Genomic DNA, 8,040 nt, shown 5'->3' on the forward strand with positions numbered 1-8,040 from the left:
AATGAATGATTATAAACTGTGAAAAATGCGCATCCAAATTCAACCTTGACGAAAACCTTATCAGGGAGAGCGGTTCAAAGGTCAGGTGTTCAGTATGCAGGAGCGTATTTACTGTATACCCGCAGGCGGCTGAAGAGGTTGATTCTGATGCGGAGCATGAGGAGACTGTAGACCTTGATTCGTCTCTGGGTTTTGAGGAAGATAGTCTGCCCAATGAGACTGACCCAGCCAATGATGACGATTTTGACAGGGTCTTTGAGGATGCACTTAATGAAGAAGAGGAGATAATAGAGGAGGAAAAACCTGCTGCTAAAACAGAGCCCGCATCTTTAAAAAGAAAAACAGTCAGGCCGGGGCTGATACTCATCATACTTGTTATTATCTTTGTTGTAACACTTGGTGCCCTTTCGGTATATCTCTTTGCACCTTCCCTTTTACCTGAAGGGGCGGATAATGGAAGAAAGCCTGATGCTGAAATAGAGGCTGTTGATGAAGGAAACAGGAGGCTTGAGATTACGGACTTTAAATGGGAGACATTTTCAGCAGAAAAGTCAGGCCCTCTATTCATTATTAAAGGGAAGGTCATCAACAAGTACCCTCAGCCCAGGAGCCATATCCTTGTTAGGGGTAGCATTGAGGATGATAAAAAGAACCCTCTTGTACAGAAACACGCATACGCTGGGAATACCTTTACAGAAAAAGAACTCCATAAAATTTCAATAGAAGAGATTGACAAAAAACTGAATACCAAAGAAGGTTTTAATAATTCAAATATTAATGTGGCGCCAATGGAGGCAATCCCTTTTATGATCATCTTTAACAACCTGCCGGATTCCATGAGTGAATATGTTTCTGTGGAAACGGTTAGCTCTGCCCCCGGAGAATAGTTAATCCTAAGGCTGTCTTAATCAGGGGCACCTGCATGGGGTATTGTATCCGTGAAAGTCGGCAGGCTAGAAACGATACTGAACCCCTGCTGAAAACATCACGACCTCCTTTTTAAGGCCTATCAAAACTGCTGAACCGGATGATGTGTCAATATAAGATTTGCCTTTATAATCAACAATTGCAGCACCTAAATCGATCTTAAGGGTTTTATTAACCTGATAGACAATGCCGCCGCCAAATGAATCTGCATCCAGTTCAGGGGCCTCTTTAAGCGCATGCTGCGCATCTATGCCTGTCTTTGTGTGCAGATAACCAATGCTTCCTTTCAGGTTATTATTAAACCTGTATTCCATTGAGATACTTGTCTCCCATCCATCCTTCACATACTGCTCTTCGCCGTCCCAGTCGGCATCCTTCTGGAAATAATAGACAAGTCCTGTATCTATCTTCAGTTTTGGGCAGACACTATATGCAAGGCCAATGGAAAAGAGCGCTGGCAGGTTCCTTTCATGTTTTGCCCCATTAATAATGCCCCCTGCCTGACCAAGACCATATGGGAATCCGGATATCGTGTCCTGTTTTACCTTATATTTGAAATCCAGTTCTGTTTCAGTCTCATATTTCATGCCGATATAAACAGGGTCAAGATCAATGCCCAGCCCAAGTATAACGCCGAACCCATTCGCATGATCTTCCTGATCCAGCACAGCCGTTCTTACCGGCTGGCCTGCTAAAACACCCAAAGGGGTGGGCAGAAGCTCAAATGTTGCCCTGCCCTTTTTTGTTGCGTCAATATAACGCCCTGCAATCGAAACAGATAGTGCCTCATTTATCTTGTATGCACCACCCAATGTCAAACCATAATAAAAACCCTTGGCCTTAAGTTCTTCATCTGCTGTATCGCCATAAAATGCAGCGCCTGCGAGTTGGTTAAGCCTGTTTCTTAAGCCAATAGCGCTGATCCGTGTAGTGGCATTGCCATTTTCATAATCAACCTCACCACCCCCTGCGGGCATTGTAAATGAAAAGATACCTGCCCATCTCTCATTCTTATACAGCCCGAAAAGGGCTGGCACAAATGAAGGTGTATCCTGTTTAAACACTATGCCATCTACCGAGTTTGTATATTCTTTTAATACATAGTGGATTGAGAGATTACCATGTAAACCATCCGCCATCTTCATTACACCTGCTGGGTTATATGCTATGGCATCTAGGGAATCTGTTGCTGCATTTCTTGTAAAGGTACGAACATATTCGCCGCTGTAATTGCTCCTGTTGTCAACACCCCCGGCCAGGATATATGGGCTTGATATCATTATAAGACAGGCAACGCACAAAACAGGATAGACTTTTTTCATGTTTTAATCTCCCCATCAAATAAAAAAAAAGGTTATAAAGACTTTGAATTATAAAGGTGAATAGTCTGCCCATGATGGACAGCCGCAGAGTTTAAGGTTAAATCTGTTTCAGGTCAAGGAAAAAGAGGTGTCTGATAAGTGTCTATTTTGCAGTATCAGGATGCTGTCGTCAACTTTAGTTCCAGGAAACTTTTTTCTTTAAATCATGGGGATATTAGGATAACCTGCAACTATTATGATAGAGACATACGTTAAGATATTATCCAATACCTGTATAACGCCGGGTATATTTTTATTGAGGTTTAGCTCACCCGAACTGGCAGCAGAGGCAAAACCGGGCCAGTTCATAATGTTGAGGGTAAATGATGGGATTGACCCCTGCCTGAGGAGGCCCTTTAGTATAAGCGGTACAGAGAAGGGAGGTGTTGTCAGGATACTTTACAAGGTAGTTGGAAAGGGGACTGTTATCCTCTCAAAAAAAATTGCAGGGGATAAGCTTTCTGTTCTGGGCCCCCTTGGAAAGGGTTTTGATATAGCCGGAAGGGCTGAACATCTCTTTATTGTTGCAGGTGGCATAGGCATAGCTCCCATGCTTTTTCTCTCACAGGCGGTTGATAAAAATGCGTTTACCTTTTTGGCCGGTTTCAGGAACTCGGATGAGATAATTGATCCTCTCTCTGCCGGTATAAAGCAGGATATCTCTATTGCCACAGATGACGGGTCAAGGGGTTATCATGGCAGGGTCACGGACCTTCTTGAGCAGGAGATTATTAAATGCAGGAACAATGCCCTTGCTATCTGTGCATGCGGCCCCCTTCCCATGCTGAAGGCGCTGAGCAATATATCAGGCAAATATAGAATACCCTGCAGGGTCTCCATGGAGACCTTTATGGCATGCGGTCTGGGGGCATGTCAGGGCTGTGTAATCAGATCAGCTTCTGCTTTGGATCAGATATCATACCACCATGTATGCAAGGATGGCCCTGTCTTTGATATCAATGAAATCGACTGGGAAAATATATGACCATAAACCCTGATATCTCTGTAGCTTTAGGCAGCCTGAAACTCAAGAGCCCTGTTATGACAGCATCCGGCACATTCGGTTACGGAAAGGAATTTGATGATCTCATTGATCTGAACCGGCTCGGGGCCATTGTTGTAAAGGGGATATCTTTAAGGCCCATGAAAGGTAATCCCCCTCCAAGGATTGTTGAAACACCGGCTGGCATGCTTAATGCCATTGGGCTTGCCAATATAGGCATAGAAGGCTTTCTTAAGGATAAACTTCCGTGGCTCAATACCCTGAACACAGAGGTTATAGTCAATATTTACGGGCACAGTATTAATGAATATGGTGAACTTGCATGCGCGTTCAAGGGGGTAAAAGGTGTCTCTGCCATTGAGGTGAATATCTCATGCCCCAATGTGGATAAGGGGGGGCTTGTGTTCGGGAAAGACCCAGAAATGTCAGCAAGGGTAACTGAGACCGCGGTAAAGAACACAGATAAACCTGTAATTGTAAAGCTTACCCCGAATGTCTCAGACATAACCCTGCTTGCAAAGGCAGTGGAACAGGCAGGCGCACATGCACTTTCTGTAATCAATACCCTTACAGGAATGGCAGTGGATATAAATACCAGGCGTCCAAGGCTTGGGAATGTATCAGGGGGCTTATCAGGGCCTGCCATAAAGCCGGTTGCCCTTTATATGGTCTATCAGGCTGCCCGTGCAGTAAAAATCCCTGTTATAGGGATTGGCGGTATATTGAATGCCACTGATGCCCTTGAGTTTATGATTGCAGGGGCCTCTGCGGTGCAGGTGGGGACAGCGAACTTTATTAATCCCAGGGCCTCTATCGAGATTATAGAGGGCATCAGAAACTACTGCATTGAAAAGGGCATTAACAAAATCGTTGATATTGTGGGAAGCCTTATAACAGCAAGGCAGGGCTAGTATTCATGCCGGATGAACTTGATAAAAAAATCATTAGCTTTCTTCAGAAGGATATACCTGTTCAGCCCATGCCCTATAAAATACTTGCTGATCAGCTCAGTGTTTCAGAGGATGAAATACTGAACCGGATCAGGGAAATGGTAGCTGGAGGGGTAATCAGGCGTCTGGGTGCAACCCTCTATCACCAGCAGGCAGGATTCAAGGCCAATGCAATGGTGGCATGGGTGATCGCGGAAAAAGAGATTGATGAAATCGGGCATATCATGGCCGGGTTCAAAGAGGTGACACACTGTTATCACCGGTGGCCTCAAAGGGATTGGCGATACAACCTCTTTACCATGATACACGGGGAATCCAGAGAAGAATGCCATGAGATAGCCCGCAAGATGTCGAAGCGGACAGGTGTTAAGGATTATTCCCTCCTCTTCAGCGAAAAGGAATTTAAGAAAACCAGTATGGAATATTATTAAAGCAGGGCTCAGGGCACAAGGCGCAGGGAAAACCTAAAGCCTGATTTTAGCGGAGAAACAGGATGGATGAGAGATCAAAGATACTATTTGAGCAGGCAAAAAGATATATCCCGGGTGGTGTGAACAGCCCGGTTCGCGCAGGCAAGTCTGTTGGCATGGAACCTCTTTTTATTAACAGGGCTGAGGGGTGCTATCTGTGGGACGAAGACGGCCATAAATACATAGATTATGTCTGTTCATGGGGTCCCATGATTCTTGGTCATGCGTACCCTGAAGTCTTAAAGGCCATTTCTGAAAAACTGGCAATGGGCACAAGCTTCGGGGCCCCGACCGCCATAGAGGTGGAGATGGCTGAGGCAATCATTGAAATGGTCCCCTCCATTGAGATGGTGAGGATGGTAAATTCCGGCACAGAGGCGGCAATGAGCGCTGTCCGCCTTGCCAGGGGGTATACAGGCAGAAAGATCATAATCAAATTTGAAGGCTGCTATCACGGCCATGCTGACAGCCTGCTTGTTGAGGCAGGGAGCGGTGTTGCAACATTAGGGATACCGGGGAGCCCCGGCATACCTTCAGAGATTGCAGGGCTCACCATCTCCCTTCCATATAATAACCTTGATAATGTAAAAGATGCATTTAAAAGGTATGGGGATGATATAGCCGCTATTATTGTTGAACCTGTTGCAGCAAACATGGGTGTAATACTTCCAGAGCCAGGGTTTCTAGCCGGGCTCAGAAAGATCACAGTGGAAAATGGGGCACTGCTTATATTTGATGAGGTGATAACAGGGTTCAGGCTTGGCCCGGGCGGGGCACAGGGGTATTACAATATCATGCCTGACATCACATGCCTGGGAAAGATCATTGGCGGCGGGCTCCCTGTCGGGGCCTATGGAGGCAGGAGGGCAATCATGCAGAATATTGCCCCTGAAGGGGATATATATCAGGCCGGTACGCTTTCAGGAAACCCGATTGCAATGGCAGCAGGTATTGCCACCCTGAAACTGCTTAAGGATTTAGGCCTATACAAGGGGCTTGAGACAGGTGGTAACAGGCTCTTCACAGGATTAAAGGATGCCGCCCTTAAGGCAGGTATTGATATTGTCATAAATCATACAGGCTCATTAGGCTCCCTCTTTTTTACAAAGGAGCTGGTAACTGATTTCCAATCCGCAAAAAAGAGTGATACTGCCCTGTTCAGGGCCTTTTACAGGCATATGCGTGAAAAAGGTATTTATCTGGCCCCAAGCGCATTTGAGGCGATGTTTTTATCCATTGCCCATGAGAATGATGTAATAGACAGGACAATTGATGCGGCATATCACTGTTTCAGTGTAATACAAAAATAATATTAAATCAGTTGCGACCTGCCTCTTAATACCAGGGGTAAAGGATATTGACTTTGTGAAAAAAAATGTGATAGAAACCGGGTTGAAGAGATTAAAACAGAGTAAATCCAGCTTGATATGGATAATGAAACAAAAAAGATGTTCCGTGCCCTAGGGGTGCTGAGTACAGCTGGATTAACAATGGCCCTCTCTATAGGTATCGGGGCCGTGGTCGGGCATTATATTGATAAAAGGTATGACACTGAGCCCTGGTTTTTTTTGATTTTTCTGTTTTTCGGGATTGTCGCAGCCTTTAGAAACCTCTATCTGATGTACAAAAAGGCAAAGGATTTGGGCGGCGAATAAATGGAATGGGATATATTCTATGAAGATCTGAAGAAAAAATACTGGGTAGTCTTCCTGTTGATATCTTCAGTCAGCTTCTTTACACTAAGCCCTTCCCATACCTTGGGTGTTATTGCTGGCGGCATGGTGAGTATAGCAAATTTCATGTTTCTTCAGCACACCTTTAAGAAGGCCTTTGGTACAGACTTTAAACGGAAAGCCAGGAAAATCTCTATTTTTATATATTACTATTTTCGACTTTCAGTACTGGGTGTAATCATTTTTATCCTGTTAAAGCATAAACTGGTACACCCTGTTGGCCTTATAATAGGATTGTCAACCGTTGTTATCGCAATAACTGTTGCAGGGGTGATCATGGCCATAAAGACCGGGGGCAGGGGGCATAAATAATTTGGAGCACCATTATTATTATATAACAGAGATTTTGAGCTATTTTGGGTTTGATCATTTTGCCCATAAGTGGCAGCATGTTACCCACTCATGGATTGTAATGGCAATAATGCTTGCCGGCGCTCTTTTTCTTGTGAGGGGGATTAAGGCTCTGCCTGGTAAGAAACAGTCCTTTCTTGAATATGTAATAACCAGCATAGAAGATTTTATTATCAGTATCACAGGCCCCGAGGGAAAGATGTTTTTCCCTTTTATAGCCACGGTTTTTCTGTATATCCTGATATGCAATCTCCTGGGGCTTATACCGGGCTTTTTTTCACCGACAGCAGATACCAATACGACCCTTGCCCTTGCGCTTGCCACATTTTTTTATACCCATTATATAGGGATCAAATATCATGGCATCAAATATGTGAAACATTTTTTAGGCCCTGTGCCTGCAATAGCGCCCATAATGCTGCCCATAGAGATAATAGGCCATTTTGCAAGGGTGATGTCCCTTACAATAAGGCTTTTTGGTAACATATTCGGCAAAGAAAAGATCCTGGGGATCCTTTTTGCGATCGCAGGGGCATATCTTGCGCCTTTACCGGTGATGGTCCTCGGGCTGTTGGTAAGTTTTGTGCAGGCGCTTGTTTTCATGCTGCTGGCAACAGTATATTTTGCAGGGGCCATGGAAGAGGCTCATTAATATTAAGTATTAATAATGTTTTAAGCAATTATCAAAAAAGGGAGATTTTTATGTCAAAAAAAATTATGGTCACAGTTATGGCATTCATAGCGGTTTCAGGGTTATCATCAATAGCGCATGCAGGTGAAAATGCAGCTGCTTCAGCAGGGTTGTGGGCTGTTGCCCTTATGGCAATCGCTTGCGCCTTGGCTATCTGTATTGCAGCTTCATGTACCGGCATTGCCATGGGTTATGCTATAAACGGGGCCATGCAGGGGGTCTCAAGGAATCCGGAGGCAGGCGGAAGGATATTCACAATGCTTATACTTGGTCTTGCACTCATTGAATCACTCTGTATCTATGCGCTGCTCATAAGCCTATTAATGGTTTTCAAGATACCTGCGCTGGATGCTACCCTTGAAGCAATAATTAAAACCATAGGGGGATAAGAAACGATCATTAATCGTAAGGAATTAATTTTACAATCAAGGAAGGGAGAGAAATGGAAAAATTATATACGAGTTTAACGAATGAAGGTCCTATAACCGTAACGGTTAAGGATGGCAAGGTAGTCAGGGTACAGCCTCTGATAATGGATGAGAAGGACATAAAGG

10 protein-coding genes are annotated in these 8,040 nt (G+C 44.5%); 9 read left to right on the top strand and 1 reads right to left on the bottom strand.

Features of this window, described 5'->3' with window-relative positions:
* The first annotated feature begins 5 nt into the window (after positions 1 to 5).
* Positions 6 to 887 carry a DUF3426 domain-containing protein gene (locus tag GX654_02905; protein NLD35793.1) on the top strand — a complete coding sequence of 294 codons (882 nt, stop codon included), beginning with the start codon at positions 6 to 8 and terminating at the stop codon, positions 885 to 887.
* Positions 888 to 953: 66 nt separating this feature from the next.
* On the opposite strand, the gene GX654_02910 is transcribed toward GX654_02905, so the two are convergent.
* Positions 954 to 2,249: a hypothetical protein gene (locus tag GX654_02910; protein ID NLD35794.1), complete on the bottom strand. Its 1,296-nt coding sequence runs from the start codon at positions 2,247 to 2,249 to the stop codon at positions 954 to 956.
* A gap of 235 nt (positions 2,250 to 2,484) precedes the next feature.
* Here GX654_02910 and GX654_02915 point away from each other — a divergent pair, with 235 nt between their 5' ends.
* From GX654_02915 to GX654_02950, 8 genes are all read left to right on the top strand, one after another.
* The gene (locus GX654_02915) at positions 2,485 to 3,273 is read left to right on the top strand and encodes a dihydroorotate dehydrogenase electron transfer subunit (protein NLD35795.1); all 789 of its coding nucleotides are present in this window, start codon (positions 2,485 to 2,487) and stop codon (positions 3,271 to 3,273) included.
* Entirely contained in the window at positions 3,270 to 4,202 is a 933-nt protein-coding gene (locus tag GX654_02920; GenBank protein ID NLD35796.1) for a dihydroorotate dehydrogenase, read from the top strand. The genes GX654_02915 and GX654_02920 overlap by 4 nt, the downstream gene beginning before the upstream one ends.
* Before the next feature lie 5 nt (positions 4,203 to 4,207).
* Positions 4,208 to 4,672: an Lrp/AsnC family transcriptional regulator gene (locus GX654_02925; GenBank protein ID NLD35797.1), complete on the top strand. Its 465-nt coding sequence runs from the start codon at positions 4,208 to 4,210 to the stop codon at positions 4,670 to 4,672.
* A 62-nt stretch (positions 4,673 to 4,734) separates the two neighbouring features.
* Positions 4,735 to 6,021, top strand: coding sequence for a glutamate-1-semialdehyde 2,1-aminomutase (gene hemL / locus GX654_02930; protein ID NLD35798.1), 1,287 nt, complete (start codon positions 4,735 to 4,737; stop codon positions 6,019 to 6,021).
* A 117-nt stretch (positions 6,022 to 6,138) separates the two neighbouring features.
* Positions 6,139 to 6,366: an AtpZ/AtpI family protein gene (locus GX654_02935; GenBank protein NLD35799.1), complete on the top strand. Its 228-nt coding sequence runs from the start codon at positions 6,139 to 6,141 to the stop codon at positions 6,364 to 6,366.
* A complete protein-coding gene (locus tag GX654_02940; protein NLD35800.1) occupies positions 6,367 to 6,756 on the top strand; it encodes an ATP synthase subunit I in 390 nt (129 codons plus the stop codon). It begins immediately after the preceding gene.
* A gap of 1 nt (position 6,757) precedes the next feature.
* On the top strand, positions 6,758 to 7,447 hold the full coding sequence (atpB, locus tag GX654_02945) for a F0F1 ATP synthase subunit A (protein NLD35801.1): 690 nt from the start codon (positions 6,758 to 6,760) through the stop codon (positions 7,445 to 7,447).
* A 50-nt stretch (positions 7,448 to 7,497) separates the two neighbouring features.
* On the top strand, positions 7,498 to 7,875 hold the full coding sequence (locus GX654_02950; GenBank protein NLD35802.1) for an ATP synthase F0 subunit C: 378 nt from the start codon (positions 7,498 to 7,500) through the stop codon (positions 7,873 to 7,875).
* Positions 7,876 to 8,040: the final 165 nt, after the last annotated feature.

Origin of the sequence: Desulfatiglans sp. (assembly GCA_012513605.1) — a bacterium.
In the GTDB taxonomy this organism is placed as follows: Bacteria; Desulfobacterota; DSM-4660; order Desulfatiglandales; family HGW-15; genus JAAZBV01.

Excerpts from the sequence above, each read along its gene's own strand:
- GX654_02905 (NLD35793.1), top strand. The coding sequence starts at position 6 with ATGATTATAAACTGTGAAAAATGCGCATCCAAATTCAACCTTGACGAA.
- GX654_02910 (NLD35794.1), bottom strand. The coding sequence starts at position 2,249 with ATGAAAAAAGTCTATCCTGTTTTGTGCGTTGCCTGTCTTATAATGATA.
- GX654_02915 (NLD35795.1), top strand. The coding sequence starts at position 2,485 with ATGATAGAGACATACGTTAAGATATTATCCAATACCTGTATAACGCCG.
- GX654_02920 (NLD35796.1), top strand. The coding sequence starts at position 3,270 with ATGACCATAAACCCTGATATCTCTGTAGCTTTAGGCAGCCTGAAACTC.
- GX654_02925 (NLD35797.1), top strand. The coding sequence starts at position 4,208 with ATGCCGGATGAACTTGATAAAAAAATCATTAGCTTTCTTCAGAAGGAT.
- hemL (NLD35798.1), top strand. The coding sequence starts at position 4,735 with ATGGATGAGAGATCAAAGATACTATTTGAGCAGGCAAAAAGATATATC.
- GX654_02935 (NLD35799.1), top strand. The coding sequence starts at position 6,139 with ATGGATAATGAAACAAAAAAGATGTTCCGTGCCCTAGGGGTGCTGAGT.
- GX654_02940 (NLD35800.1), top strand. The coding sequence starts at position 6,367 with ATGGAATGGGATATATTCTATGAAGATCTGAAGAAAAAATACTGGGTA.
- GX654_02950 (NLD35802.1), top strand. The coding sequence starts at position 7,498 with ATGTCAAAAAAAATTATGGTCACAGTTATGGCATTCATAGCGGTTTCA.